General features: G+C 54.6%; 23 protein-coding genes. 10 read left to right on the forward strand and 13 right to left on the reverse strand.

The features are described 5' to 3' along the window. Positions 1-3: 3 nt before the first annotated feature. Both lsrB and lsrG read left to right on the forward strand, forming a co-directional pair. A complete protein-coding gene (gene lsrB / locus PW844_RS00345; RefSeq protein ID WP_299445675.1) occupies positions 4-1,005 on the forward strand; it encodes an autoinducer 2 ABC transporter substrate-binding protein LsrB in 1,002 nt (333 codons plus the stop codon). 11 nt (positions 1,006-1,016) lie between these two features. Further along, on the forward strand, positions 1,017-1,307 hold the full coding sequence (lsrG, locus tag PW844_RS00350; protein WP_299445387.1) for a (4S)-4-hydroxy-5-phosphonooxypentane-2,3-dione isomerase: 291 nt from the start codon (positions 1,017-1,019) through the stop codon (positions 1,305-1,307). Positions 1,308-1,521: 214 nt separating this feature from the next. Here the strand turns inward: lsrG and ubiG are convergent, their stop codons facing one another. Beyond that, positions 1,522-2,247, reverse strand: a complete 726-nt coding sequence (gene ubiG / locus PW844_RS00355) for a bifunctional 2-polyprenyl-6-hydroxyphenol methylase/3-demethylubiquinol 3-O-methyltransferase UbiG (RefSeq protein WP_299445389.1) — start codon at positions 2,245-2,247, stop codon at positions 1,522-1,524. Positions 2,248-2,424: 177 nt separating this feature from the next. Here ubiG and gyrA point away from each other — a divergent pair, with 177 nt between their 5' ends. Both gyrA and rcsC read left to right on the forward strand, forming a co-directional pair. Continuing rightward, on the forward strand, positions 2,425-5,064 hold the full coding sequence (gene gyrA, locus PW844_RS00360) for a DNA topoisomerase (ATP-hydrolyzing) subunit A (RefSeq protein ID WP_299445391.1): 2,640 nt from the start codon (positions 2,425-2,427) through the stop codon (positions 5,062-5,064). 167 nt (positions 5,065-5,231) lie between these two features. Next, positions 5,232-8,084: a two-component system sensor histidine kinase RcsC gene (gene rcsC, locus PW844_RS00365; protein WP_299445393.1), complete on the forward strand. Its 2,853-nt coding sequence runs from the start codon at positions 5,232-5,234 to the stop codon at positions 8,082-8,084. Between the two features lie 43 nt (positions 8,085-8,127). Here rcsC and rcsB read toward each other — a convergent pair whose 3' ends face one another. Genes rcsB through PW844_RS00380 form a run of 3 tightly spaced genes read right to left on the reverse strand, consistent with a single transcriptional unit; the run spans position 8,128 to position 12,615 of the window. Continuing rightward, a complete protein-coding gene (rcsB, locus tag PW844_RS00370; RefSeq protein WP_013509853.1) occupies positions 8,128-8,778 on the reverse strand; it encodes a response regulator transcription factor RcsB in 651 nt (216 codons plus the stop codon). A gap of 1 nt (position 8,779) precedes the next feature. Next, positions 8,780-11,437 carry a phosphotransferase RcsD gene (gene rcsD, locus PW844_RS00375; protein ID WP_299445677.1) on the reverse strand — a complete coding sequence of 886 codons (2,658 nt, stop codon included), beginning with the start codon at positions 11,435-11,437 and terminating at the stop codon, positions 8,780-8,782. 23 nt (positions 11,438-11,460) lie between these two features. Continuing rightward, positions 11,461-12,615, reverse strand: coding sequence for an MFS transporter (locus PW844_RS00380; RefSeq protein WP_299445398.1), 1,155 nt, complete (start codon positions 12,613-12,615; stop codon positions 11,461-11,463). 1,077 nt (positions 12,616-13,692) lie between these two features. On the opposite strand from PW844_RS00380, the gene ompC reads away from it, so the two are divergent. Then, positions 13,693-14,799, forward strand: a complete 1,107-nt coding sequence (gene ompC / locus PW844_RS00385) for a porin OmpC (protein WP_299445400.1) — start codon at positions 13,693-13,695, stop codon at positions 14,797-14,799. Between the two features lie 27 nt (positions 14,800-14,826). Here ompC and PW844_RS00390 read toward each other — a convergent pair whose 3' ends face one another. Beyond that, positions 14,827-15,390: a TetR/AcrR family transcriptional regulator gene (locus tag PW844_RS00390; protein ID WP_299445402.1), complete on the reverse strand. Its 564-nt coding sequence runs from the start codon at positions 15,388-15,390 to the stop codon at positions 14,827-14,829. 93 nt (positions 15,391-15,483) lie between these two features. On the opposite strand from PW844_RS00390, the gene PW844_RS00395 reads away from it, so the two are divergent. Further along, the gene (locus tag PW844_RS00395; RefSeq protein ID WP_299445679.1) at positions 15,484-15,939 is read left to right on the forward strand and encodes a nuclear transport factor 2 family protein; all 456 of its coding nucleotides are present in this window, start codon (positions 15,484-15,486) and stop codon (positions 15,937-15,939) included. An 8-nt stretch (positions 15,940-15,947) separates the two neighbouring features. Here PW844_RS00395 and PW844_RS00400 read toward each other — a convergent pair whose 3' ends face one another. Both PW844_RS00400 and PW844_RS00405 read right to left on the reverse strand, forming a co-directional pair. Continuing rightward, positions 15,948-16,094, reverse strand: a complete 147-nt coding sequence (locus PW844_RS00400) for a hypothetical protein (protein ID WP_299445404.1) — start codon at positions 16,092-16,094, stop codon at positions 15,948-15,950. 147 nt (positions 16,095-16,241) lie between these two features. Then, positions 16,242-16,340, reverse strand: coding sequence for a response regulator (locus tag PW844_RS00405; RefSeq protein WP_299445406.1), 99 nt, complete (start codon positions 16,338-16,340; stop codon positions 16,242-16,244). A 141-nt stretch (positions 16,341-16,481) separates the two neighbouring features. On the opposite strand from PW844_RS00405, the gene apbE reads away from it, so the two are divergent. The 3 genes from apbE (at position 16,482) to PW844_RS00420 (ending at position 19,914) form a co-directional block, all read left to right on the forward strand. Continuing rightward, positions 16,482-17,519, forward strand: a complete 1,038-nt coding sequence (apbE, locus tag PW844_RS00410) for an FAD:protein FMN transferase ApbE (RefSeq protein WP_299445408.1) — start codon at positions 16,482-16,484, stop codon at positions 17,517-17,519. A 14-nt stretch (positions 17,520-17,533) separates the two neighbouring features. Beyond that, positions 17,534-18,175, forward strand: a complete 642-nt coding sequence (gene alkB / locus PW844_RS00415; protein ID WP_299445410.1) for a DNA oxidative demethylase AlkB — start codon at positions 17,534-17,536, stop codon at positions 18,173-18,175. 86 nt (positions 18,176-18,261) lie between these two features. Continuing rightward, complete coding sequence (locus tag PW844_RS00420; protein ID WP_299445412.1) at positions 18,262-19,914, forward strand: multidrug ABC transporter permease/ATP-binding protein; 1,653 nt, start codon at positions 18,262-18,264, stop codon at positions 19,912-19,914. A gap of 11 nt (positions 19,915-19,925) precedes the next feature. Here the strand turns inward: PW844_RS00420 and PW844_RS00425 are convergent, their stop codons facing one another. Together PW844_RS00425 and PW844_RS00430 are read right to left on the reverse strand one after the other, a co-directional pair. Continuing rightward, entirely contained in the window at positions 19,926-20,651 is a 726-nt protein-coding gene (locus tag PW844_RS00425; RefSeq protein WP_299445414.1) for a 4'-phosphopantetheinyl transferase, read from the reverse strand. Positions 20,652-20,725: 74 nt separating this feature from the next. Beyond that, the gene (locus PW844_RS00430; protein WP_013509840.1) at positions 20,726-20,929 is read right to left on the reverse strand and encodes a hypothetical protein; all 204 of its coding nucleotides are present in this window, start codon (positions 20,927-20,929) and stop codon (positions 20,726-20,728) included. A 213-nt stretch (positions 20,930-21,142) separates the two neighbouring features. Between PW844_RS00430 and PW844_RS00435 the strand changes: the two genes are divergently transcribed. Then, positions 21,143-21,703, forward strand: a complete 561-nt coding sequence (locus PW844_RS00435; protein WP_299445417.1) for a GNAT family N-acetyltransferase — start codon at positions 21,143-21,145, stop codon at positions 21,701-21,703. Between the two features lie 126 nt (positions 21,704-21,829). On the opposite strand, the gene fhuB is transcribed toward PW844_RS00435, so the two are convergent. The 4 genes from fhuB to PW844_RS00455 are packed head-to-tail and all read right to left on the reverse strand — an operon-like array spanning position 21,830 to position 26,828. Next, a complete protein-coding gene (gene fhuB / locus PW844_RS00440; protein ID WP_299445419.1) occupies positions 21,830-23,803 on the reverse strand; it encodes a Fe(3+)-hydroxamate ABC transporter permease FhuB in 1,974 nt (657 codons plus the stop codon). Continuing rightward, positions 23,800-24,672 (reverse strand): ABC transporter substrate-binding protein, encoded by an 873-nt coding sequence (locus PW844_RS00445; protein ID WP_299445421.1) that lies wholly within the window; start codon positions 24,670-24,672, stop codon positions 23,800-23,802. Before PW844_RS00445 ends, fhuB begins: the two co-directional genes overlap by 4 nt. 4 nt (positions 24,673-24,676) lie before the next feature. Continuing rightward, the gene (locus PW844_RS00450; protein ID WP_299445423.1) at positions 24,677-24,799 is read right to left on the reverse strand and encodes a hypothetical protein; all 123 of its coding nucleotides are present in this window, start codon (positions 24,797-24,799) and stop codon (positions 24,677-24,679) included. A gap of 7 nt (positions 24,800-24,806) precedes the next feature. Then, positions 24,807-26,828: a TonB-dependent siderophore receptor gene (locus tag PW844_RS00455; RefSeq protein WP_299445425.1), complete on the reverse strand. Its 2,022-nt coding sequence runs from the start codon at positions 26,826-26,828 to the stop codon at positions 24,807-24,809. Positions 26,829-26,876 lie beyond the last annotated feature (48 nt).

Consider the following 26,876-nt stretch of genomic DNA (forward strand, 5'->3'; position numbering starts at 1 on the left):
AAAATGCAGCGGTTATCTCTGGCCCTGTGCTGTGTACTCGGTGCCAGTCTGAGCGTTCAGGCAGCCGAACGGATCGCCTTTATCCCCAAGCTGGTGGGGGTAGGGTATTTCACCAGCGGCGGCAAAGGGGCCACCGAGGCCGGAAAAGCCCTCGGCGTTGATGTGACCTATGATGGCCCCACCGAGCCGAGCGTTTCCGGCCAGGTGCAGATGATCAATAACTTTGTTAATCAGGGTTATAACGCCATCGTAGTGGCCGCAGTTTCGCCAGACGGCCTGTGCCCGGCGTTGAAACGCGCGATGCAACGCGGTGTGAAGGTGCTGACCTGGGACTCCGACACCAAACCGGAATGCCGCTCGATTTATATCAATCAGGGCACCCCTGCGCAGCTGGGTGGCATGCTGGTGGATATGGCTGCCAGCCAGGTGAAAAAGGATAAAGCCAAGGTTGCGTTCTTCTATTCCAGCCCGACGGTGACCGATCAGAATCAATGGGTAAAAGAAGCGAAAGCGAAGATCGCCAAAGATCACCCTGACTGGGAGGTTGTCACCACCCAGTATGGCTATAACGATGCCACCAAATCGTTGCAGACGGCGGAGGGCATCCTGAAATCCTGGAGCGATCTGGATGCGATCATCGCCCCGGATGCCAATGCGTTACCGGCCGCGGCTCAGGCGGCGGAAAATCTCGGACGGAAGGATGTGACGATTGTCGGTTTCAGTACCCCGAACGTGATGCGACCCTATGTTAAGCGCGGCACGGTGCAGCAATTCGGCCTGTGGGATGTGGTGAAGCAGGGCCGGATTTCGATTGCGGTGGCGAATCAGTTGCTGAAAGGCGATCTCAATCCTGGAGACAGTTTACAGGTACCGGATGTGGGCAAAGTGACGGTCTCCGACAACAGCGTGCAGGGCTACAATTATGAAGCCAAAGGCAACGGTATCGTGCTGCTGCCTGAGCGCGTGGTGTTTACCAAAGACAACATCGACAACTACGATTTTTAAGGAGAACGTGAATGGAAGTCACTCTGGTGGAAATCAACGTAAAAGCCGACTGTATCGACGAATTTTTACGAGTATTCCATGCAAATCATCTAGGGGCAGTACAGGAACCCGGCAACCTGCGTTTTGATGTTTTGCAGGACAGCAACGTGCCGACGCGTTTTTTTATTTATGAAGCTTATGCGGATGAGGCGGCGGTGCTGGCCCATAAAAAAACACCGCATTATCTGGCTTGTGTTGAGGCGCTGGAAGCGCTGATGACCGAACCAAGAAAGAAAACGATGTTTAAAGGGATATATCCGTGATTTTACGGGCTGGCCCGAAAGGAGTTCGGTTCTGAGTGATTTCGTTCGCTATGGGCTGAGGGAGTTTCAGTTCGCCAGTGCGGCGACCGAGCAAAGGGGACCTGGCCGTCCCCTTTGCATTCCCCGGCCTTGCACAGCGATCCTGAAACTCGGCAATGCCTGACGGGCGGAACCTTCTCATAGCTAAACCGCTGCTGATGGGCGCAGGGCCGCCTTAATCCTGCCGGTGCGTATGCACCATATAATTCACATCGACGCCACGACCCAGACGGAACTGATTCGTCAGCGGATTATAATGCAAACCAATCATCCCCTGCTCACGTAGTGGGGTTTCATCCACCCAGTTCAGCAACTCCGCCGGACGGATAAACTTCTTCACGTCATGCGTGCCGCGCGGCACCATGCGCATCACATATTCGGCACCAAACACTGCCAGCAGCCAGGCTTTCGGGTTGCGGTTGATGGTGGAGAAAAAGACTTCGCCGCCAGGTTTCACCAGCTGCGCACAAGCCAGCACCACCGAACGTGGGTCCGGCACGTGCTCCAGCATCTCCATGCAGGTGACCACGTCATATTGGCCCGCATGGCTGAGGGCATGATCTTCCACCGTTTGCTGCACGTAGTTGACGCTGATACCGCTCTCCAGCGCATGCAGACGCGCCACTTCCAGCGGTTCAGCACCCATATCTAACCCGGTGACTTCTGCGCCTTCGCGCGCCATGCTTTCCGCCAGAATGCCGCCGCCGCAGCCTACATCCAGCACCTTCTTGCCAAACAAACCATTGCTGTGCTGGGCAATCCAGCCAAGACGCAGGGGATTAATGCGGTGTAACGGCTTAAATTCACCCTCTAAATCCCACCAGCGCGATGCGACTGCCTCAAACTTGGCAATTTCGTTATGATCGACGTTCTGGCGGCTTTCCTGCGGTTGTTCATTCATTGAATCATGACTCCTGACAAAATGTGGCTTCAGTATAAACGCTTAAGCGCGGCCTGCGCACCTCTCAGAACAAAGGAAAAGCCGGATTAAACCGCGCTTAACATTCACCCCATGTAAGCAATGTGATATACTTTCGCACCTTTGAATTCCGGGATTATGTAGAGGGATAGCGGCTCCATGAGCGACCTTGCGAGAGAAATTACACCGGTCAATATCGAAGAAGAGTTGAAAAACTCGTATCTCGATTACGCCATGTCGGTCATCGTTGGCCGAGCCTTACCCGACGTCCGTGATGGCCTGAAGCCAGTGCACCGCCGTGTGCTTTTTGCCATGAGCGAACTGGGTAACGACTGGAACAAACCCTATAAAAAATCCGCCCGTGTGGTCGGTGACGTTATCGGTAAATATCACCCGCACGGTGATTCTGCCGTTTATGACACCATCGTTCGTATGGCCCAGCCTTTCTCCCTGCGTTACATGTTGGTAGACGGTCAAGGCAACTTCGGCTCCATCGACGGCGACTCCGCCGCAGCGATGCGTTACACCGAAGTGCGTATGGCCAAAATCGCCCACGATCTGTTAGCGGACCTGGAAAAAGAGACTGTCGATTTCGTTCCTAACTATGACGGAACCGAGCAGATTCCTGAGGTTCTGCCGACTAAAATCCCTAACCTGCTGGTTAACGGTTCTTCCGGTATCGCCGTAGGTATGGCCACCAACATTCCGCCGCACAACCTGCGCGAAGTGATTAACGGCTGCCTGGCTTATATTGATGATGAAAACATCAGCGTTGAAGGGCTGATGGAGCACATTCCGGGGCCAGATTTCCCGACCGCCGCCATTATCAATGGTCGTCGTGGTATCGAAGAAGCCTACCGTACCGGTCGCGGTAAAATCTATATTCGTGCGCGTGGCGAAGTGGAAGCTGACGCGAAAAGCGGCCGTGAAACCATCATCATTCACGAGCTGCCGTATCAGGTGAACAAAGCACGCCTGATTGAGAAGATTGCCGAGCTGGTGAAAGAGAAGCGTGTCGAAGGCATCAGCGCCCTGCGTGATGAGTCGGATAAAGACGGCATGCGCATCGTTATCGAGATCAAACGCGATGCGGTCGGTGAAGTGGTGCTGAACAACCTTTACTCGCTGACTCAGCTGCAGGTTTCTTTCGGTATCAACATGGTGGCGCTGCATCAGGGCCAGCCGAAAATTATGGCGCTGAAAGAGATCCTTGAAGCTTTCGTTCGCCATCGTCGTGAAGTGGTGACGCGTCGTACGATTTTCGAACTGCGCAAAGCGCGTGACCGTGCCCATATCCTTGAAGGTCTGGCGATTGCGCTGGCTAACATCGATCCGATTATCGAGTTGATCCGTCGTGCCCCGACGCCAGCAGAAGCGAAAGCAGGCCTGATTGCGCAGTCGTGGGATCTCGGCAATGTGGCCGCGATGCTGGAACGTGCCGGTGATGACGCTGCGCGTCCGGAGTGGCTGGAAGCCGAGTTCGGTATTCGTGACGGTCAATACTATCTGACTGAGCAGCAGGCTCAGGCCATTCTGGATCTGCGTTTGCAGAAACTGACCGGCCTGGAACACGAGAAGCTGCTCGACGAATATAAAGAACTGCTCGATCAAATCGCTGAGCTGCTGCATATCCTTGCAAGCGCAGAGCGCCTGATGGAAGTGATCCGTGAAGAACTGGAAGCGATGCGCGACCAGTTTGGCGATGAGCGTCGCACTGAGATTACCGCCAACAGCGCTGACATCAACATCGAAGACCTGATCAACCAGGAAGATGTGGTCGTGACGCTGTCGCATCAGGGTTATGTCAAATACCAGCCGCTGACGGACTATGAAGCCCAGCGCCGCGGTGGTAAAGGCAAATCCGCCGCACGTATTAAAGAAGAAGACTTTATCGACCGTCTGCTGGTGGCCAACACCCACGATACGATTCTGTGCTTCTCCAGCCGTGGCCGTCTGTACTGGATGAAGGTGTATCAGCTGCCGGAAGCCAGCCGTGGCGCACGTGGTCGTCCGATCGTCAACCTGCTACCGCTGGAAGCGAACGAACGCATCACCGCCATTCTGCCGGTACGCGAGTACACCGAAGGCTTCAACATCTTTATGGCAACCGCTGACGGCACCGTGAAGAAAACCGCGTTGCAGGAATTCAGCCGTCCGCGTAGTGCTGGCATCATCGCCATCAATCTGCGTGAAGATGATGAGCTGATCGGTGTGGCGCTGACCAACGGTAGCGATGAAACCATGCTGTTCTCTGCCGCCGGTAAGGTGGTGCGCTTTGCGGAAAGTGCCGTCCGTGCGATGGGGCGTTCAGCTTCAGGCGTGCGCGGTATCAAGCTGGCCGAAAGCGACAAAGTGGTATCGCTGATTGTGCCGCGTGAAGAAGGTGCCATCCTGACCGTGACGCAAAATGGTTACGGTAAACGTACCGCCAACAGCGAATACCCGACCAAATCCCGTGCGACTCAGGGTGTGATCTCCATTAAGGTCACCGAGCGTAATGGGCCGGTAGTCGGCGCGGTGCAGGTGGACGACAGCGATCAGATCATGATGATCACCGATGCCGGTACGCTGGTGCGTACTCGCGTGTCGGAAGTCAGCATCGTGGGTCGTAATACCCAGGGCGTGATTCTGATTCGTACCGCAGAAGATGAAAACGTGGTGGGTCTGCAACGTGTGGTCGAACCGGTGGAAGAGGAAGAACTCGACGCCATCGATGGTAGCGTTGCCGAAGGCGAAGAGGATATCGCGCCGGAAACAGACAACGACGACGATGCACCGGAAGCAGACGAAGAAGAGTAATCTGTCTCGGTGATAACCAACGGCAGGTCAGGGCAACCGACCTGCCGTTTCTTTTTCTGAGTTTTGGCCGGAAGCGGCGCTCCGTCTGGCTTTTTCGGGATGATAAAGCTAGTGTATGGGCATAATAATTCCCTGACCTTTACCCCTTGCCGTGAGTTGAGCCTGCATTGAAATATCTCGTCTCCTTCCGTACCACGCTCCGTATCTCGCGCTACCTGTTCCGCGCACTGGCGTTGCTGCTTTGGTCGCTGGGTGCGTTGCTGACCACCTTTTACATCATCAATGTGCTGCACGAGAAAGAGAATGCGGTTCGCCAGGAGTTTGACGCCAACTACGGTCAGGCGGAATGGTATGTCCGCCACTCAGCGGATGTGATGCGTGAACTGAAGTACATCACGGAAAACCGCCTCACCAGCAGTGCCAGTGGTCTGGATGTGCTGAACGGCATGCCCACCAGCAAAGGCACGCTGCCGCAATTCACGCCGCTGTTTTCCGACGGTGATTGCACCTCAATGAGCAGCACCTGGCGTAACTCCCTCGATTCCCTCAGTTACTACATCAATTACTGGAAAAGTAATTTTGCTTCGGCCTATGAGCTGAATCGGGTGTTCTTTATCGGCGGGGAAAATCAGTGCCTGGCCGATTTCACCATTGGCAGTAATACGGTGGATCGGGATCGTAGCCTGAAAGCACTGCGCGAGCGTGTGCTGCACTATCGCAGCAGCAACGAAGACGAGCGTCGTAATCCGATGTACTGGATCACCGAAGGCACCCAGCCAGGGGTGGGCAGTTTCTATATGGTGATGCCAGTCTATGTGGCGAATAAACTGCAGGCGCTGCTCGGGGTGGAGCAAAATATTCGCCTCGATGAATTTATTCAGCCGGGTGGATTGCCGCTGGTGGCGACCATCACCGATGAGAATTACCGCCCTCTGCTGACCACACGTCGCGGTGGCCCGGGTTACTCCCTTGATGATCTGCCTGACGACAAAACCTGGTTCGGCTATCTGGACGGTTACCGTCAGCTGGTGCTGAAAAAACCGTTGCCGCCGTCTGACCTCAATATTGTCTGGTCACTTTCCACCGATGTGCTGGTTGATCAGCTGAAACTGATGCTGATTAACGCGCTGCTGCTGAATATTCTCAGCGCATTATTGCTGTTCACTCTGGCGTGGATATTTGAGCGCCGCATGTTTCTGCCTGCGGAAGATAATGCACATCGGCTGGAAGAACATGAACAGTTCAACCGTAAAATTGTGGCCTCTGCGCCGGTGGGGATTTGTATCCTGCGCACCAGTGACGGCACCAATATTCTCAGCAATGAACTGGCGCACAATTACCTGACGTTGCTTACCCAGGAAGACCGGCAGCGCCTGAACGAAATCATTGGTGGCCAGCAGGTTAACTTTGTTGATGTGCTGACGGGCAGCAATACCAACCTGCAAATCAGCTTTGTTCATTCGCGCTATCGCAATGAAAACGTAGCGATCTGCGTGCTGGTGGATGTTTCGGCGCGCGTGCGTATGGAGCAATCGTTACAGGAGATGGCTCAGGCGGCAGAGCAGGCCAGTGCGTCGAAATCGATGTTCCTCGCCACCGTCAGCCATGAATTACGTACGCCGCTGTACGGGATCATCGGTAACCTCGATCTGTTGCAGACCAAAGCGTTACCGAAAGGGGTGGATTCGCTGGTCACGGCGATGAATAACTCCTCCAGTCTGCTGCTGAAAATTATCAGCGACATTCTCGATTTCTCGAAAATTGAGTCTGAGCAGCTGAAGATTGAACCGCGTCCTTTCTCGCCGCGCGAGGTGATTAACCATATCGTCGGCAACTACCTTTCGCTGGTGGTGCGCAAACGCCTCGTGCTGTATGTGTTTATCGAAAATGATGTACCGCTGACGCTGGATGGTGATCCGTTACGTCTGCAACAGGTCATCTCTAACCTGCTGAATAACGCCATCAAATTTACCCATACCGGGTGTATCATCCTCCATGCCTATGAGAAAGAAGGCTATCTGGCGTTTCGCGTGCGTGATACCGGCGTCGGCATTCCGGCAAAAGAGGTGACGCGGCTGTTTGACCCGTTCTTCCAGGTCGGCAGTGGCGTGCAGCGAAACTTCCAGGGAACCGGCCTCGGACTGGCGATCTGCGAAAAGCTGATCAATATGATGGACGGGGATATTGAGGTGGATTCTGAGCCGGGCATGGGCAGTCAGTTTGTGGTGCGCATCCCGATTTACGCCGGACAACAGGCTGCGCCGCCTCTGCTGGAGGGGTTGCAGGAAAAAGCGCTCTGGCTCGACCTGCGTAACGATTACCTCGCCAGCTTCCTGCTGCGCCTGCTGCAACAGCAGGGCATGCAGGTTGCCCGTTATCAGGGACAGGCCGGTAGCGACGATGTGATCATCAGCGACCATGAAGATCTGCCGTTGCAAAGCGTCAGAGCGCGTATCCGCATCAGCGGCGAACACATCGATATGCCGCAGGAGATAGCCGCAGGACAGTGGCTGCACAGCAGCGCTACGCTGCACGAATTGCCGGTGTTGCTGGGGCGTATCTATCGCATCGCGATTGATAGCGAAACCACTACGCCGCTGGCGCTGCCGGGCGCAGTGACAGAGCAGGCCAGCTATGAAGATATTATGATCCTGATCGTCGATGACCATCCGATCAACCGTATGCTGCTATCAGAACAACTCAGTACGCTGGGTTATCAGGTGAAAACCGCTCAGGATGGTGTTGATGCGCTGAATGTCATCAGCCGTACCCACATTGATATCGTACTCAGCGACGTGAACATGCCGAATATGGATGGCTACCGTCTGACACAACGCCTGCGTCAACTGGGACATGCGTTCCCGGTGATTGGCGTGACGGCGAATGCGCTGGCCGAAGAGAAGCAGCGTTGTATGGAGTCGGGTATGGATAACTGTCTGTCCAAACCGGTGACGCTGGATGTGTTGAAAACCACGCTGGCGATCTACGCAGAGCGGGTACGGAAAACGCGGGAAGGGTAGGGATTGGCAGAACAGGCGGTGCGACGGCACCGCCTGAACGGGGTTACTCTTTGTCGACCTGGGTGGCGCTGACGGAAGAGAGGTAGTTCAGCAGCGCGATATCGTTATCTACGCCCAGCTTCATCATCGCCGATTTCTTCTGGCTACTGATGGTTTTGATACTGCGGTTCAGCTTCTTGGCGATTTCAGTGACCAGGAAACCTTCGGCGAACAGACGCAGCACTTCACTCTCTTTCGGTGACAGACGTTTGTCACCATAACCACCCGCACTGATTTTCTCCAGCAGCTTGGCCACGCTTTCCGGCGTATATTTTTTGCCTTTCTGCAATGCTGCCAGCGCTTTTGGCAGGTCAGTCGGTGCACCCTGTTTCAGCACGATCCCTTCAATATCCAGATCCAGTACGGCACTCAGGATCGCCGGGTTATTGTTCATGGTCAGAACGATAATCGAGAGGTCCGGATAATGACGTTTGATGTATTTGATCAGGGTGATACCGTCACCATACTTCTCGCCTGGCATGGAGAGGTCAGTAATCAGGACATTGGCATCGAGTTTGGACAGGCTATTAATCAGTGCTGTTGAGTCTTCGAACTCACCTACAACGTTGACCCATTCAATCTGTTCCAGAGACTTACGGATACCAAACAGAACAATTGGATGGTCATCGGCAATAATTACATTCAGGTTATTCATCTTATGGGTTACCTTGCTGCAGCAGTTGATTGACATAAGTGTCAATTTCACTGGTGGTATTTTTAATGGTTGAATCGTCACATACTTTAATGTGCTGTTCTAACTCTTCACAAAGCTGTTTACCTGGCACCAGATTTAGCATGGCAAACACGCCTTTCAGGCGATGCGCTGTCTGAGCAAGCGAGGGGTAATCCTTCTCCGCTGCTTCAGTATACAGTCTCTTGACATCAGGCGGAACTGTCTCGGTAAACAGCTGAAAATAGCCTCCGCTTAGTAGCGGTGTGGCAGCCTCATCTTCGTTAGTCTCCTCCATTAAATCATGGGCCAGTTGCTTCTCGATCAATGCCAGCAACGCATCGAGTAATGCATTACTGAGGTTAAAGTTAACGCGGAATTGTTGATCGTTCAGCGCGTGGTGACCCATCTCATCACCCGCCAGTAACAACGCCCAGCCGTTAAGGCGTGAAGGGTCGTCAGTTACCAGCACATCATGTTCCTGCCCTGACAAACGCTCGTCAGAAGTCAGGCACTTCGCCCCCCAGTTCTCCAGGTGGCGACAAACAATTTTATGCACATCTTCCATGGCGATATCGACCAGCACATTGACGCCTTCCAGCAGCTTCTCTTCCTGCTCGGTCTGCTGTTCCAGCGCCAGCGGTAACTGGATATTGTAGCGGGTGCCGATATCCGGTTTTGCCACAATTTCCAGAGAACCCCCCATCTGTTTACACAGCTGTTTGCACAGGAAGAAGGCCATGCCGGATGCCTGACCAAAACGATCCTGTGTGGTATCGCCGAGGAACGGGAAATCGACGTTTGCCAGCTCGTCAACCGTCAGACCGGAACCGGTATCGACCAGCTGCAACAGGATGCGGTCTGGCTTGCTTTCACTGGCCTTAATGTCGAGGGAAATCTTGCCCCAAAGCGTGGTGGTCAGCGAGTAATGCATCAGGGTGGTCAGCACTTTGCGCAGCGCACGGCGATCGCCAAAGCGGATCTCATCATTGGCGAGGTGATTATTCACCACCAGCGCCAGGCCTTTGCGGCGCAGCAGCGGAAGGCTTTCCAGCGCAATTTCATCCAGCAGCTCCTGCAGGTTGAAACGGCTGGCATCTGGCGACCAGTCATGGGCCTCCAGACGGTTGAGCAGCACGATGTCATCCACCAGACGCGCCAGCCCCTGGCTTTCGTCGAGCAGATCGAGCACGCTTTCATCGCTGTCGCGCTGGCTGAGCTGCACCAGCTGCGCCACCATACTTTCCAGAGGGCGGTGCAGGGCGTGGCCGAGGTTATGCATCAACTGCTGACGCATCTGGTGATTACGATCCAGTACCTGCTGGGCTTTTTGCAGCTTTTTATTGACCAGCAACTCGCGATCCTGATCGCGCATCATAAATAGCTGCGTATGCGGCGACAGCACGCTGCGCGCGTGGCGGATCTCATACACCTCGTTATTGATGGTGGCCTGCAACACGCCCTGATGTTGATCGGACATATTGATGATTTTTTGCAGATTCAGATGCGGCAGCAAATGTTCAGCGATCTTGTTGCTCAGCAAAGTACGGTTGGTGGCGAAATCGTACACCAGCAGGCCGACCGGCAAACTGGCGACAATCTCTTCATTCAACATGCGCAGGGAATCCAGCTCCGCACTTTGGTTCTCATTCGGGCGCAGCGACTGCTGACGCAGCAGGGTGATACCGGCTATCGACAGCAGGAACAGCAGCAGATTGACCAGTAACGGCCACAGCAGATTATGCAGGCTATCAATAATCAGGCTGGTGATGGGCACACGGTATACCAGCTGCAACGAGGTGCTTGGCAGCGATGCCGCAATCTCCAGATTCGGGTTAACCAGTGAAACATGAGTGGTTTCGCTGGTTTCATCATCGCTGTTGCTGCTGCTGGACTGCGTGGTGTCCTGACGTAGCAGGAAATTCTCCACCGGCATGCTGCGCGGAATCAGATCGTTGACCGGTAAATCAAAAGCCACCACCGTGGCTAAATGACCCGGCTGATTAAAGGTGGTACGCAGCGTGAAGTAATGGTCATTCTGCCAGGCAAAATGGCGCAGCGGTGAAAAGCTCTCGCGTTCATCCAGCGCATTAGCCTGCTGCAACATCTCGGCACGGCGGCTATCCACCAGCGAATTGATCGCGCTTTCTTTATAGCGTGTCGCCATATCTTTCAGTGGCAGGGTTGAGATCATGATCAGGCTGTTATCCTGACCATTGAGGAAATACATCGACCAGGTGGGATTTTCCGCCCCCCACAGGGTATCGAGGTAGCTGGACATGCGCATGGTCATATCCAGCGTGCTGCTGTCGTGGGAACCAAAAATCAGCGCTTCGGTTTTGCGACGGGTTTTTTCCAGGTAATACACATCCGGACGCAGACGGGTTTCCTGCAGGCTGCTGTTCGGTGTGGAACCGGCAGCGCTGGTGGCGAGATTTTCATAAATCTGCCAGGTGGCGAAGCGGTACGCATCGATGCGTTTCTGCATGGCGCGCGCCAGATCGGTCATCGCATAGCGCTTATCGGTGATCCAGGCATTAACGCTGTTGTGCACCATCGCGCCCAGCGCGAGGAACAGCACCAGATTGAACACCACAAAAAAGCGGGTCACATTGCCGGATGTCAGAGGAAATTTGTAAGGCAACATAGCGTCTCAGGCACCTGAAATTATCGCGCAACCAGTCGGGCACTGGCAGCTACAGCCAGCAGCAGCAGGGCGATAAGCAGAAATGCGCCGCTCAGGCTGATCCACTGGGATATTAATCCGATCAAAGCCGGACCTGAAAGAATACCTGCATAGCCTAAGGTTGTCATGGCGGAAATCGCCAGATTTGACGGCATATCGTGTTGATTTCCGGCAGCATTGAACAATATCGGCACCGTATTGGCCAAGCCGAACCCCACCAGCAGAAAAGCCAGCAGCGCCAAACCAGGCCAGGGGATGATGACAGCCAGCGTCATACCCGCCGCTGCCGCCAGAGCGCCGCCCAGCATCACCGGATAACGCCCGCAGCGCTGGATGATTTTATCTCCGGTAAACCGTCCGAGGGTCATGGCAACAGAAAACACCGCATAGCCCAGTCCGGCCCATGTGGCGGGCATCTCCGGGCTTTGTAGCAGCAGCAGGGCACCCCAGTCGAGTACCGCGCCTTCGGCGAGAAACAGGATAAAGCACAGCAGGCCGAGAAAGGCCACCCAGCCGCGTGGAATCACCAGCCATGGCTGATCAGGCTGGTGTAAACGGGTGGTCATCATCCCCGGCTGGCTGCGTAGCAGCAGCAATACCATTACCACCATCACCACGCCCACTGCGGCGAGAGGCGATAATCCGGCGCTCATCAGCAGGCTGACTGTCGCGGCACCGATAATCCCGCCCAGACTAAAGAAAGCATGAAAGCCGGACATCATCGGACGACGCGCCGCCTTTTCTACTTCTACTGCCTGATAGTTCATGGCGACATCGAGCGTGCCAAGTCCGGCACCAAACAACATCAGCGCCACTGCCATCACTCCGGTCTGGCTGGCTGTCGCCAGCAGCGGCAGCATCATCAGCACCAACGCAGTGGAGCAGAGCATGACTCGTAGGCAACCATAGCGCGCCACCAGTTTTCCGGTAACCGGCATTGCGGCCAGCGAACCAATGCCAAGACACAGCAGCAATGCACCGAGCATGCTGCCGGTTAAATGCAGACGATCGCGGGCAAACGGTACCAGAGGAGCCCAGGCGGACATGCCGAGACCATTGATTAAAAACACGGTACGTGTTGACCAGTGCAGAAGGCGAGCGTCTCGCGGATGTTGTGCGGCGTCCAGTGCTGTCATGAAGTTATTATCTTTCTCGTCAAAAGGGCGATTTTAGCATCAACCCGCTGCAACGGCAGGTTAAGGGTTCGTCCCATGCCATGAATTAACCGGAAAAAGGGCATTTTACCGACTTTTCAGCCACTGCAATTTTTTTCCAGAACTTTCCTGGCGGCGGGACCGTGCGGGTGTGTGACTTAACTCAAATCATGATGAGTTGATTCAATAGGTTAGCTGAAAAACACTTTCCCGGCTGCGGAATAATTTGTGATGTTGATCACGAGATAAATAGAAAACTTCAGCTTTTCCGGAAGATTAATTGAGCGATTTATCAGACGAGGAATAACCAATAAGGTTATCTCACCGCCGTACCGGTTTGGAGAATCGCTATTTTCCCCCGATTGAATAAGTCATGTTTAAATTGAACTGGTCACAATGACGTAATGAATGCAGAGCTTAACTTGCTGAATAAAGGCAAAGAAGCGATATGTGAGGGTGAATATTACGGGCCGCAAATAATTACGATGATCTTTGTTACTGCGGGAAATTAACATGGCTGGTTTTTGACTTGTTATTGAACAAAACGTGCGGAAATAAACAAATAATGTTATTGGGGGGCTGTCTTAATTAAAGGTGGTCAAGTAAGTTTACGGAAGATGACAAAAAGGCGATAAATGGCAGGCAAAAAAATGCCGGACAAACATGTCCGGCGGGAATTTAGGGTAAACATCTCATTCGGGGTGAATGAAGGTAATAATGAAATAAATGATGATAGCGGGAGTAATTGTATTCTCTGATGGCTGAAAAGTTTTATCATTCAGTGCTGAAAGGGTTTTCAATGTAACTGGTTGATATTAAGTAACTAAAAATCGGTTTATCAATATGTGCTATATTTTTTACCGATGCGTGCTGCTTATTAGTTCCCCAGAATTTACATTTGGAAATATTTATTTCATACAATGAAACACTTTCGGAAATTTAGTATCATTTTCGTGATAGATTATTGCTCTCTATAAAATAACAATGGCTTGCCGGCTGAATTTTTAATCGTTCAGTTAGCAGTGGCATAAATAAAGGCACATTAAAGAGGGTAATAAAATGAAACTTCGTGTTCTCTCCCTGATGATTCCTGCGCTTCTTGTTGCAGGTGCTGCAAACGCAGCGGAAATTTACAATAAAGATGGCAACAAATTAGATCTGTACGGCAAAGTCGACGGTCTGCACTATTTTTCTGACAACTCTGGCAGTGATGGTGACCAGTCTTATCTGCGCTTTGGCTTCAAAGGTGAGACGCAGGTAACCGATCAACTGTCCGGTTACGGCCAGTGGGAATACCAGGCGGCTCTGAATACCACAGAGAACCAGGGTACAGCTAACAGCTTCACGCGTGTGGGCTTTGCTGGTCTGAAATTCGGTGATGCCGGGTCTTTCGACTATGGTCGTAACTACGGCGTGTTGTATGACATCGGTTCATGGACCGACGTACTGCCTGAGTTCGGTGGTGATACCTACGGCGCTGACCAGTTCATGTTCCAGCGCAGCAACGGTCTGGCGACTTACCGCAACACCAACTTCTTCGGTCTGGTGGATGACTGGAACTTTGCCGTGCAGTACCAGGGCAAAAATGACAACCCGACTGAGTCCGCATCTGGCCGTGATGTGCTGGGTGAGAACGGTGATGGCTTTGGTCTGAGCACCACCTATGACCTGGGTTCTGGTTTTGGTATCGGTGCGGCGATGATGTCGTCTGATCGTACCAACTCGCAGAACGGTGGCTACGACGGTATCCTGGGTCGCGGTAACAAAGCCGAGGCTTATACCGGTGGTCTGAAATATGATGCCAACAACATCTACCTGGCCGCGATGTATACCCGTTCCATCAACGCAACACGCTTCGGTTCCAGCGACAGCTCTGCGTTTGGTTATGCGGATAGTGCGGATAACTGGGAAATGGTTGCACAGTACCAGTTCGACTTCGGTCTGCGTCCGTCTCTGGCCTTCATCTCTTCACGCGGTGATGTTCAGAACTACGGCACTCAGAACCTGAAAAAATACATCGATGTAGGCGCGACCTACTACTTCAACAAAAACATGTCCACCTATGTTGATTACCAGATCAACCTGCTGGACGACAACAACTTCACCCAGGCCGCCGGTATCAACACCGACGACGTTGTTGCTCTGGGTCTGGTTTACCAGTTCTAAGAAGTTTGTCGGAGCGTGGCCTGCCGGTCACGCTCCGGTTTTTAACAACGTAGTCAGCGCATCATGTAACGCAGCGATAATCTGCTCCGCCACTTCTCCCAGCTGAACCTGCACAATCGCCCCCTCCACCAGCAAGACAATCTGCCCAACTGTTCTCTGTTGTGCTGTCGTGAGTTGCTGCGCAATCGCCGCCGCCATCTCTCTTTTATGCTCCAGAATCAGCGCACTGGCTTCCGGCAGGGTGTCTCCCAATTCCGCCGCACTGTTAATAAAGGCACAGCCACGGAAATCCGCTTCGCTAAACCAGCTTTGCAATGCAGCGGGCAGGGCATCCACCAGCGCAGGCTGCTGCGCCAGTGCTGTGCGAAATGCTGTCATCCAGCGTTGATGGCGCTGTTGCAGAAACGCCACAATCAGGGCGTTCTTGGCGGGGAAGTGTCGATAAAAGGTCACTTTGGTAACGCCCGCTTCGGCAATCACTTTATCAATGCCGGTGGCGCGAATGCCCTGCTGATAAAACAGGCGCTGGGCGGTATTGAGGATGCGGTCGCGCGCGGCGGCCTGGGGATCGAAAGTCAGAGGAGCGAGCATAGCGTCACCGTAAAAAGGAAGTAGACAGAATTGTCTACATACGGCAGGATGAATCAAGTAGACAGACCTGTCTACATAAATAAGGAGACCATGATGCTGATTCCTCCGTTTGATGAAAAAAGCGCCACGCAGAAAGTGCGGATGGCGGAAGATGCCTGGAATAGCCGCGATCCGCACCGGGTGGCACAGGTTTACAGTGAAGATACGCGCTGGCGTAATCGCAGTGAGTTTGTCAATGGACGGGCAGATGTAGAGGCGTTTCTGCAACGCAAGTGGGCTAAAGAGCTGGATTATCGGCTGATTAAAGAGTTATGGGCGTGGCATAACGACCGGCTGGCGGTGCGCTTTGCTTATGAATGGCATGATGACAGTGGTAACTGGTTTCGCAGCTACGGTAATGAGAACTGGCACTTCGGGGCAGAGGGTTTGATGGTAACGCGCTACGCCTGTATCAACGATCTCGCAATCACTGAAGCGCAGCGTTTATTCCATTGGCCGCTGGGAACACGCCCGATTGATCATCCGGGCCTGAGTGAACTGGGGCTATAAACGCAGCATTACTGCGCAGTGCGCCACTTCTTCGCTTTTGGCGCTTGCTGTTGTGCTGGAGGGGGGCTGCCTTCCAGCGCCACGCCCGCGAGGGTAAAGGCTGAGAAACTCAGCCACTGCTGCCATTTGCCATGTTGTGTTTTTGACTTTTCCATTCTGCTGCCTCAGCGATATTCAACTTAGCTTCAACATTGCAGAATTCATGCCACAACACCGCTCTCAGCGCCACGCGGATCGGTTTCACTTTGCTACACTGCGCCAGCGCTGAAGCGGTGCAACGCGGGTTTTTCTGGTGCAGAAATTTAACGCCCGCGCAGATGACGCTGACGATAATGCCGCCAGCATTGCAGGCTGCTGTAAAAAAACAGGCCAGTGGCCACCACAAGAATTGTATAAATCATCTGACGCTCCCGTATGCGCGGTTGTGCAGGAACGGGTTATCCTGTGCCAGCCTTCAGTCAACTTCAAGCAGCTTTAGCCTGATTTACAAGCGAGTTATGCTTTGTAACAGGCTTAATTAAAGCGTTACAGATGAGGATTAAATGCGTTTTCAGAATATTCTGCTGACAAGCCTGATGGTGATCGGGTTGAGTGGTTGCGATCAAACGCCGGGCCGACAAAGTATGGTGCTGGAAGGTAAAACCATGGGTACGGTATGGCGGGTTAGCCTCGCCGGAGTTGATGCACAGCGTAAAGCGTCATTACAGCAGGCGATTCAGCAACAGCTGGATCGTGACGATGGCGAGCTTTCTACCTGGAAGCCGGACTCCGTGCTATCGCGTTTCAATCAATATCAGGGCAACACACCGCAACCAGTCAGTGCCGATATGGCGGATATCGTTACCGAAGCATTGCGCATCGGCGCAAAAACCAGTGGCGCGATGGACATTACCGTCGGACCGCTGGTCAATCTGTGGGGTTTTGGGCCGACCAAACAACCTGCGCATACGCCAACGGATGCTGAAATTGCGGCGGCGAAAGCGCTAACCGGTTTACAGCATCTGCGGGTGATCCAGGCGGTTGACGGCCAGTGGCTGCAAAAAGATCTGCCGGGCTTGTATGTTGATCTCTCCACCATGGGTGAAGGCTATGCAACCGACCATCTGGCGCGCCTGATGGAGCAGCAGGGCATCACCGATTATCTGGTATCGGTGGGCGGAGCGGTACTGAGTCGCGGCTTGAATGCCCAGAACCAACCATGGCGTGTAGCGATCCAGAAACCAACCGATCGGGAAAATGCGGTGGAAGCGCGGGTGGATTTACAGGGCCACGGCATCAGTACATCCGGCAGCTATCGCAACTATTATGAACTGGATGGCAAACGCATTTCGCACGTTATCGATCCGGCCACCGGGCGGCCAATCCAGCATAAACTGGTGTCGGCAACGGTGATCGCCACCACCGCGCTGGAAGCGGATGGCTGGGATACCGGGCTGATGGTGCTTGGCACTGAGCGCGCTAAAGCGCTGGCGCTGAAGGAGCATCTGGCGGTGTATCTGATAACCAGGCAGGGCGACGGCTTCAGTCACTGGATGTCGCCGCAGTTCAAACCATTCCTGATTTCACAGGATGACCACTGATTACGGAGGCGCAAATGCTGGACTTGTTTAGTGATGAAGCGCCGTGGCAGGAACCGTTGGCTGAGGGGGCGGTGATCCTGCGTCGTCGCGCCCGCGAGCAGGCGGATGCATTGCTGGCGGAAATTCATACCATCGCCGCACTTAACCCGTTTGCTCATCGCATTACGCCGGGTGGGCACCGTATGTCGGTCGCCATGACCAACTGCGGCAATTTGGGCTGGTCGAGCGATTCACGCGGCTACCAGTACACCGAACAGGATAACCTCAGCGGACATACATGGCCGCCGATGCCGACCTTGTTCCGCGAGCTGGCGCAACAGACGGCGCTGGAAGCCGGGTTCAGCGGTTTTAACCCGGATGCCTGTCTGATCAACCGTTATGAGCCCGGAGCCAAACTGACGCTGCATCAGGATAAAGATGAGAAGGACCTGCGCCAGCCGATCGTTTCGGTGTCGCTCGGGCTGCCCGCCGTGTTTCAGTTTGGTGGTTTCGAACGTGGTGATGCCACACAGCGCGTGTTACTGGAACACGGCGATATCGTGGTATGGGGTGGGCCTTCGCGTCTGCGCTATCACGGCATTCTGCCGCTCAAACCGGGTGTGCATCCGCAGGCCGGTGCCTTTCGCTATAACCTCACTTTCCGTCGCGCCCATTGAGGGCGCGTTGGATGAGAATTATTCTTGCTATCATCTGACGCACCATTAAACTGCAGGCTGCAAAAGTTTACTGCTGGAACCGTTTAATGGCTCTGCTTCAGGTTGTCTATCGCCAGTATCGCTGGCCTTTTATTGGCGTCATCCTTCTTACTTTACTTAGCGCCGCGCTCGGCATTGGCATGATTGCCTGGATTAATAACGAGCTGATCACGGCGGTGAATACCTCGGTTAGCGTATTACCGGCGTTCCTGCTGCAGCTGTTTCTGCTGATGGCGGTGACGCTCGGCTCACAGCTGTCGCTGACGCTGCTGGGTCATCACTTCGTCTGGCGTCTGCGTGGCGAATTTATCAAACGTATTCTGGATACCCGCGTAGAGCGTATTGAGCAGATCGGCAACGCACAACTGCTGGCCGGGCTGACCAGTGACGTGCGTGCCATTACCATTGCTTTTGTCCGTCTGCCGGAGTTGATCCAGGGCATCATCATTACCCTTGGTTCCGCGCTATATATGGCGTGGTTATCACCGAAAATGCTGGCGGTGACCTCGTTGTGGCTGGTGGTCACGCTGGTGGGGGGCTGGCTGCTGGTGTCGCGTGTTTATCAACATATGGCGAAGCTGCGCGAGGTGGAAGATGACCTCTATCGTGACTATCAAACCATCATTGAAGGGCGCAAAGAGCTACAGCTGAACCGCGATCGCGCGCAGCAGATTTACGACAGCGTTTACCAGGAAAACGCCAGAAGCTATCGTCACCATATTGTGCGTGCCGATACCTTCCATCTCAGTGCGGTGAACTGGTCAAACATTATGATGCTTGGGGCGATTGGCATCGTGTTCTGGATGGCCAATGGTCTTGGCTGGGCCAATACCGCCGTGGCGGCAACTTACTCGCTGACGCTGCTGTTTCTGCGCACGCCGTTACTGGCAGCTGTGGGCGCTTTACCTACGCTGCTCAGTGCTCAGGTGGCATTTCGTAAGCTGAATACCTTTGACCTCGCACCTTATGAAGAGGAGTTCAAAGCCTTGCCCGCTGCCAGTGAGTGGGAATCCCTCGAATTACGTGATGTTTGCTTCCATTATGGCGAACATGGCTTCGAAGTGGGGCCGATCAACCTGACGCTGCGTCGGGGCGAGCTGGTGTTCCTGATTGGCGGTAATGGTAGCGGTAAATCGACGCTGGCGATGCTACTGACCGGCTTATATCAGCCGCAATCCGGTAGCTTGTTGCTGAATGGCAAAGCGGTTGACTGGCACAATCTGGAAGTTTATCGCCAGCATTTCTCTGCGGTGTTCACCGATGTGCATCTGTTTGATCGTCTTATCGGCCAGGCTGGTCAACCCGCCAATCCGGCGCTGGTACAGCTTTGGCTGGAGCGTCTGAAGATGCAGGATAAACTGAAGCTGACGGGCAACAAGGTACTGAATCTGCAACTGTCGAAAGGACAAAGTAAGCGCCTGGCGCTGCTGCTGGCAGCCGCAGAGGAGCGCGACATTCTGCTGCTTGACGAATGGGCCGCCGATCAGGACCCGCATTTCCGCCGTATTTTCTATCGCGAGCTGCTGCCCTGGTTACAGGAATCCGGCAAAACGGTGTTTGCTATCAGCCATGACGATCACTATTTCATTCACGCCGATCGCCTGCTGGAAATGCGTGACGGTAAGCTGAGTGAATTGACCGGTAGCGAACGTGAAATGGCAACGCTGGATGCAGTAAAACGCACCGATACCGGCCATTAACGGCTGATGTGTTATTGAAGCACCAGAGGATGCGTGACCAGCGTTACCACGCGCTGCTCACTTTGACTGAAACGCGCCTGAAGCAAGGTTTGCTGGTTAAAGTGCGCAGAAAAATCCTCGGTTAAGCGCAGCCGGGCGGTATGGGTCGTCAGATCGAGATGGATCAGCTCCGCCTGGAGAAATTCCATGGGTTGATGTAACTGCGGCCACAATGCCTTATACACACTCTCTTTCAGGGAAAATAACAGCGTCGCCCCCATAGCAAAGGGCAACGCAAGCTGTTGCAGCAGCGCACGTTCCTGCGCATTCATCAACATTTCCGCCGTTTCCTGCGCCGTCCTGGCAGCCATCACCTGTTCTACATCAACACCGACGCACAGCGGTTCACGCGTTGCCGTAATCACCGCCATATCATGGCTATGCGAAAGTGAGGCCTGCACGCCTGCGGGCCAGCAGGGTGAACGATCGGTAGCGTTGAGCAGCATAAAATCCGCCACGCCAAATTGTGCCATCACTTCGCGCGCCAGCCAGCGGCTGGCCAGATGTTCGGACTTACGCTTAATCACCGCCTTTTCCAGTGCCGCAGGCAGTGGCAATTGCCAACGTTGATGCAGCTCGGCCTGCCAGTGCTGTTTATCGAACTGACACCAGGCGAGCAACGGGGAGCCCGGTGTTATGCCAGCGGCGAGCAAAAAGGGTGATTCAGGAACGGTAAGCGGTGTAGCGGGTGTAAACATAAGGAATCACGGCTGACGGAAAAGGGCATTTAACCAGTCAGCCGGAGAGAGGGCAAGCTCAGCCCTCACCGTCTTTAGTCATTAGGGGGAATGGCAAAACTCTTGATCGATACCACAAAATGCTGATGGCCTTTACTGATGCGCGCACCGCGATCGCACCAGCGAGACGCCAGGCGGAAGAAATCGTCGCTGCCAATATCGTAAGCCAGTTCGACTTTACTGATACCGGAGTGCAGGAGTTCTTCAGCGTCCTGCAGATTTTTTGCTTTGATGACCATAACGGTTTTCCATCGTAAAACAGGAGACTAAAGGTTAGGGTAATAGTGTGACAGTTTTGTTTCACTCAGATGAATTGCTGTCACAATTTAGCAAAAATGTGATCTGGGGCAGAATTTATTGCTCACGGTAACTTACTGATTATTTGGTGAAAACAATGTTAATTCTGGCTATTTTCTGATACCCATTAAGGGATTGGACAACAGGAGGTTGAGATGACAGTACCCCGGCTCGAAACGCCACGATTGCTTCTGGAACCGCTACAAAGCAGCGATGCCATCCAGGTACAACACATCTTCCCACGCTGGGAAATCGTACGGCATCTGACTAATGCTGTCCCCTGGCCATACCCTGCGGATGGGGCCAGTTATTACATTAACCACATCGCGTTACCCGCAATGGAGGCCGGTCAGGCATGGCACTGGAGTTTACGCCATCGTTCCGCACCAGAGACAGTGATTGGACTGATCTCCCTGCGCGCCGGTGAGGAAGATAACCGGGGTTTCTGGCTGGTGCCAGAATGGCAGGGGCAGGGGTTGATGAGCGAAGCCTGTGCTGTGGTGACTGACTACTGGTTTTTGACCCTGAAACAACCTCGTCTGCGCGTGCCCAAAGCGATGGATAACCTCGCATCTCGACGCATCTCCGAACGCACCGGGATGCGGCTGATCGATACCTTCAGTAAAGCCTTTGTCGGTGGCGAAATGCTGGCGGGCAACTGGGAAATCACGCAGGAAGAGTGGCTGGCACAGCGGACGCAGAAATCTGCTCCGTGATGCAATATCGCACCAGGTCGTAGCGGCGCAATTTATTGCGCGCTTTTGGCAGAGGCGCAGCTGATAATAGCGCGATAAATCGCGCCGCTACGGATCCGAGCAGATAAGCAGGCGTAACACCCTCTCTTATGATCTCTCACCACGCCGGGTAAGTAGCCACATCATATAAGGTGCGCCCAGCAGGGTGGCGACCAGTCCGGCGGGGAGTTCGCGTGGGGCCAGCAAGGTGCGCCCGGCCCAATCTGCCACTACCATCATTAACGCGCCACTGGGCAGGGCAAGCAGGAGTTGCTGCCCCGGACGCCGCGCACCCAGCAGGCGCGCAATATGCGGAGCGGTGAGGCCGACAAAGGATACCGGGCCGACGATCAAGGTTGCCGATGCCGTCAGCATGGCGATAAAGGTCAGGGTGAGCAGGCGGGCCTGCGCCAGAGTGACGCCGACGGAGGCGGCACAGGCTGCACCCAGCGGTAGAATGCTCAGCCAGCGCCGGAAAAACAGCGTCAGTACACTTAATATCAGCGCCATCCCTGCCGCGACTTCTGCATCGCGCGGCATGATCGAGTAAGTCGAGCCGGATAACCAGTTCAGCAAGGTGATGGCGCGTTCATCACCGGCTGCGATGACCGTCGCCACCAATGCCTGGAACAGCGCGCTGATGGTCACGCCGGCCAGCAAAACGCGATCCGGGGAAAAATGATGACGGCGGGAAAAAGATAAAATGATCAGCAACGTAACCAACGCCCCACCCGTGGTAACGCCAAGACGCAGCGCATGTGATGTGCTTCCCACCATCAGAGTCAATGCCAGCATCCCCAAAGCAGCGCCAGCACTCACTCCCATCATTTCCGGGCTTGCCAGCCGGTTACCGGTTAATCGTTGCAGTAACACCCCGGCTGCGGCCAGCATCATCCCGGCAGCACAGGCGGCCACCTCACGGGGTACACGCCATGGCAACAGCGCTGTCAGATGCGAGAGTGGTGTGAACGCCCAGCCGCTGGGGGAGCGACCAAAAAACACCGATAGCAGGAGACACAGCGCCAGCAGCACAAACAAACCGAGGCTAAGAGGGGAGACACGGTGGTCTGTGTGGATCGACTCGCCAGCACCCGCAGACACCGGGGCCAGCGGCATGGACGTAGTGCGCAACCTGAACAGTAACCACAGTATCAGCGGAGCACCAAACAGCGCGGTGGCCGCTCCGGTGGGTACCAATTCCCCCAGCGCATTGGCAAAAGGCTGGACGGCCTGATCGGTACCCCACAGCAATAGCGCGCCACACAGCGGGGCCAGTAGCAACTGGTGCAGCTGACGACGTGCGCCGATCAACCGTGCCAGGGCAGGGGCTGCCAGCCCGACAAAACCTATGACCCCGACCGCACTGACCACTGCGGCGGTCAGCAGCACCGCCAGAGCAAATCCTGCCAGCCTGGCATATTGGGTGCGTAGTCCGAGGCTGCTGGCGTGCAGTTCACCGAGGCCCAGTAGCTGCAACGGACGCCGTAATAGTAACGCCAGCAGCCAGCCAACCAGCAACTGCCCGGCCAACTGACGTACCGATCCCCAGCCCGCCTGGACCAGCGAACCGGCTCCCCAGATAAACAGGCTGTGCAGATAAGGGGCGTAGAGCAATTGCAGCACGGTGATCACTGAACCACAGAATAAGCTCACCACCAAACCGGCAATCGCCACCCGCGAAGGCTCCAGCCCACGTGAGGCTGAAAGGACCAGTACCAGCCCGGCGGCAGTGATCGCCCCGATCAGCGTCACCGTTTGCGTCCCTGCCACCAGCCAGTGCGGGAGAAATATCGTTACCAGTGAGAGCGCGAGCTGGGCACCGGCAGCCACTCCCAGCGTCATCGGTTCTGCCAGCGGGTTACGCAGCGTTTGCTGAAACAGCAGACCCGCCAACCCCAGCGCTGCCCCACACAACAGGCTGATCACCAGACGCGGTAACCATCCCTGCAAAACGATCAGTTGCCGGATAGAGTGCGCTGGCATCGGCAGCAACTGGGCAAAGTTATGCAGACTCAACAACAGCAATGGCAGCAGTAACGCCAGTAGCAATATTATCCGGGCGCGCAGGTTCAGGGGTTTCATGCGGACCGATCTCTGAGTGCTGCGGACAGTTGCCGGGCAAAACGCATGGCGGAGGGGAGCATGCCAAATCCCCAAAAGGCGGGTAATGGCGCGCTATGGCCTGCCTGCACCGCAGGTAGCGCCTGCCATAAGGCATTATCCGCCAGGCCGTGCGGCATACTGGCGGGTAACGGGGTGAAATAAAGAATCTGTGCCTGAGTGGCCGGGGCCAGGCTATCCAGCCCAGCGACGCTGATTCCCCAGTAATCAGTTTCTCGCTGCCAGCCATTGTTAATTTTCATGGCGGTGAGAACGTCCTGAAACAGGCTGCGCTGACCATAGACACCGATGTGGCGGGCATCGAAAAAGCGGATAAGGAAAACGGTTAAGTCGGTTGCGTGGCCTGATGCTGCCTGGCGTAAGGTTTCTGCGGCACCGCTTATCAGCTGCGCGGCAGCGGACTGGCGGTGACACAGTTCACCCAGCTGGCGGGTGGCCTCGATGGCGTGTTGCCAGGGTGTCCCTGTGTCGCTGTAAATGGTGAATGCCCGCACCGGAGCGATGCGCTCAAGGATTTCGCGCTGCGACTCCTGGCTGGAATTGATCAGGATATAATCCGGCACTAACTGTTGTAACCACTCCAGATTGGGAGTCAGGCGCAGGCCGACATCCGGCACCTCGGCGGGAATGCGTGGTTCCACCACGTTGTCGTGATAACCCTCGATTTCTGCCACGCCAGCCGGGATCACACCTATCGCCAGTAGCGTTTCCACCAGCCCCCAGTCGAGTACCACCAGACGTGGGGCCGGGAGTGAAGACGCACTCACATAACGCGTGCTCCCCACCAGGGAGAGCAACGCGAACCACTGTAAAAACGTACGTCTTCTCATGCCATTACCAGCGGTAGCGTGCGCTGGCCAGTACGTTTGCGCCATCGGCATAGGTACAGGTCGTGGCGCTATAGCACGAGGCGACATAATGGCGGTCAAGCAGGTTGCTGGCGTTCAGGCTAAACAACCAATGATCACCGGTATCGTAACTGAATACCCGCATCCATCACGGTGGCGGAGGCCACACGAATGGTGTTTGACGTATCTTCACTGGCTCCGATGTAACGAACACCCGCGTTGACACCAAATCCCTGCATCACCCCCTGATGGAAGGTGTAGTCCAGCCAGGCGGATGCCGTATTGCGTGGTATTCCCCACAGGCGTTTGCCTTCCAGTGAGGTAGTGCCGCCGTCCAGCGTGGTGGCGCTGTCGTTGGAATCAATGGTGACCGCGTTCAGCCGGGTATAGGCGCTGATCAGCGTCAGTGAAGGCGTCAGGTTGGCGTGCGCTTCCACCTCGACACCTTTCGATCTGACGCGTCCGGCCTGCGTGTTATAGCCCGAATGTTGCGGATCGCTGGTTAGCACATTCTTTTCAGTGAGATCAAACCAGGACGTGGTGATAAAGCCGTTAAAGCCGGTCGGCTGATATTTTACCCCCACTTCATACTGGTTGGCCGTAGTGGGTTTTGCCATGCCGCCGCCATATAGCGTACCGACCTGCGGATTAAAGGATTTAGCAAAGCTGACATACGGGGCAATGCCGTTATCAAACTGATAAACCAGCCCGGAGCGCCAGGTGAAGGCACGGGCAGATTGTTCGGTAGAGGAATCTGTTACCGGGTTAACGTCATCAGCATGCGCCCAGTCTTCACGCATCCCCAGCAGGTAACTCCAGTTGCCAAATCGCATCTGATCCTGGGTATAAACGCCCAGTTGTTTCTGACGGATATGATCGTCTGACGTGGTGTTGGGCATGGTGACGGCGCTGTAGTCTGGCGCAAAGGCATCCAGGGTTGGCGCAGCCCCCAGTCCCACAGTTTCGCGATACAGCACCCGCTGGAAATCAACACCTGACAACAACTGGTGCGAGATCGCGCCGGTATCGAAATCGGCTTCCAGCTGGTTATCTACTGAAAGGGTTTTCGCCTGTTCATGGTTGAAGAAGGCATAACGGTTGAGCACGCGGCTGGAACCACTGGCGTAACCGTTGGTGAAGACATTTTCGAGGTTATCTTTCACATCGCTGTAATGCACATTTTGCCGCATCATCAGGGTGTTATTCAGGCGATGCCAGAATTCATAGCCCACGGAGAACTGGGTACGTGAATGATGATCAAAGTTGGGATCGCCGAGGTTGGTATGTGGCGAGATCTTACCGTTCGCCGTGCCGAATACGCTGCCGACTGCCGGAACAAAGTTGTAATAACCGATATCCGGATCACGCTGATACTTGGCCAGCACCGTCAGCGAGGTATCCTCGTTGGGTTGCCAGGTCAGTGCGGGCGCGACATACACATGCTTTTGCCGCGTATCGTCAACCTGAGTTTTACTGTCGGTGCCGCTGGCTGTCAGGCGATACAGCAGGGTGCCATCGTCGTTGGCTTTGCCACCGACATCAAAACCGGTTTGCAGATGGTCGTGGCTCCCTGCGGTAACAAACACCTCGTTTACTGGCGTTGCCGTGGGTTTTTTACTGGTCAGATTGACCACGCCGCCGGGATTGACCTGGCCATATAACACCGAGGCTGGTCCATGCAGCACCTCAATGTTGCTAAAGCCATAGGTATCATAATTGGCAATCGCATAACCGAAGCTGCTGTCGCTCGGCATTCTGGCACCATCCAGAAATTGTTCCAGATAGAAGCCGCGGCTGAACAGATAACTCGCGCCGTTGCTGGATGCGCCACGTATCTCTGACACCACACCGGAGGTGTAGCGCAAGGCTTCAGCCGTGGTCTGCGCTGCCTGTAGATCCATCTGCTTACGCGTCACGCTGGATACTGATTGCGGCACCTCAATTTTCGGTGTTGCCGTTTTGGTCGCGCTGGTGCTGCTGGTGGATACCACGCTGGTGTCATCTGTCGATTGCCGGGCAGCCTGGCTGGCCGTCACCACCATTTGCTGATCTGCTGCGCTGACTTTAGCAGCCATCAACACTAACGCAAGCGCACTCAGTACGAATGGACCCTTACCCATGCCTGTCATCTTGCACATCAATTTTCCCTATCTCTTAATAAGTTAAATAAATGCTCACCACATAAA

Origin of the sequence: Pantoea sp., from assembly GCF_028283705.1 — a bacterium.
In the GTDB taxonomy this organism is placed as follows: Bacteria; Pseudomonadota; Gammaproteobacteria; order Enterobacterales; family Enterobacteriaceae; genus Pantoea.